Consider the following 1,712-nt stretch of genomic DNA (forward strand, 5'->3'; position numbering starts at 1 on the left):
ATAGCAAACAAGCCTACACGATGCAGGAATTTTCAGAGAAAAGCATTTAATTGTTAAATAGTTACACTAATAAATTTAAAATACTAAAATCTGAAACTTTAAGTCTTGCATCTAGATGAATATTAATACCAGCAATCATAGTCATAAATGAATAACGTTTTTTACCATATATTCGTAAAGAATGAATCCTATAATCATTTAGAATACGATTGTTTATACGTTCTGAACAGGTTCTAGTTTTATAAATAATTTTCCATTGTTTTGAGCCGCGAGGCACAGGAGTAAACAACCGCAAATCCCATGATGGTTTAGTGTAGATTACTCGCCCATAGGGTGAAGGTGAGCACTGTTCACGGCAAGAGCAACTAGTAACTTTTTTTAAAACTAAGGGGCAACGCCATTTTAGGCGTGAACGACTTTTTTCATAACCGTTATAGACCATTTCATGGCCACCAATACAGATAGGAAATCCTTTTTCAGTAATATCTAGAGCAACTGGATATTTAGAATTTCCTTTGTTTTTGGAGTTCATGTCAATATAAGGATTAATGTTCCATTTGGAACATAATCCATATGTAGCATAGTTATCGTTAGCTGAGTCAAGAACATAATTTGATATAGTGAACTGCGGTAACAGTTCTCTAAATTCGGCTAATGCGACTATTCCCGTGACACTGTCGTGTCTGCTTGCTTCTACAAATCGTAGATAAATAGGAAGATCTATTTTATATTTCTTGTTATAAGCAGATAAAGCATAGAGTGTATAGCCGTAAAACCAACGATTTTCATGACTGTCCCAACCCCAAGTAGCATTTATGTCAGAAAGTTTACGAGGGCATTTGCAATCGTAAATTCCATTTTGACGGCAGTCACAAACTTTAGAACCATAGTAAGAAGATTTACAGTGAACGCAAGTACCATCACCAGCAACTGTGAGTTTATCTTTTTCAATTAAGTTAAGATTAAAAGATGGCTCTACAGCAACTAATGAGAATATTTTTTGAAGCAGCCTTTCGGCTCTTAGTGAAAATGAGCGACCAGCTTCAAAGAAATCTGAAATTTTTTTAACAACACCTGTTTTTTTATTAGGAAGCTTATTATTTTTTCCGGGCTCTTTGATTTTAGGAGGTTTCTTCTTATATGAATATGTATTCTTTAGTTTGCTTCTGTCGATAGACAGATCTGAGAGCCATAATCTAGAGATAAAATCATAATGAGCACCAAGTGATGGGACATTATTTTCAGTGCAGCCAATACAAGTCGCAAGTAAATCACAGGCATGAAGCTTTTTAACCCAGTTGGTAATGCTTGTCTCTTTTTGAAAAAGCATTAAAGAAAATGAACGAAATATTTCAGGTTGAAGGGTCGCAGGTCTACCAGTATTAGAGTAATAAGGTTTTAATATCTCTCTAAGAATATCTAAGTCTAAGCAATACAACTTAGATATAGAAGTTTCAAGTTCTATAATTTTTTTAGGAATGACTTTGTAGAAACATGAGAGAGTTGAAATAATAAATTGCTGATAATCAGCTTGAGAGCTCCAATTTTTAAGCATAAAATAATCCTCCTTTTAAAACATGTCTTTAAGAGGAGGACCGCAAAATTCTACAGACTTGTCAAGTGTTTTATGCAAAAAAAATGGGGGAATCAATAAAAATTAATGATACTAAAAATGAGTAATCACAGGAACTAGGGAGTTTCCGTGAAATCTC

The 1,712-nt window shown here is 33.9% G+C and carries 1 protein-coding gene; it reads right to left on the reverse strand.

What is annotated here, in order from left to right; translation table 11 throughout:
• Positions 1-61: 61 nt before the first annotated feature.
• Entirely contained in the window at positions 62-1,555 is a 1,494-nt protein-coding gene (locus KPL37_RS19365; protein ID WP_216151704.1) for a hypothetical protein, read from the reverse strand.
• Positions 1,556-1,712: the final 157 nt, after the last annotated feature.

Origin of the sequence: Clostridium frigoris, assembly GCF_018861865.1 — a bacterium.
Taxonomy (GTDB): domain Bacteria; phylum Bacillota; class Clostridia; order Clostridiales; family Clostridiaceae; genus Clostridium_AD; species Clostridium_AD frigoris.

Excerpts from the sequence above, each read along its gene's own strand:
- KPL37_RS19365 (WP_216151704.1), bottom strand. The coding sequence starts at position 1,555 with ATGCTTAAAAATTGGAGCTCTCAAGCTGATTATCAGCAATTTATTATT.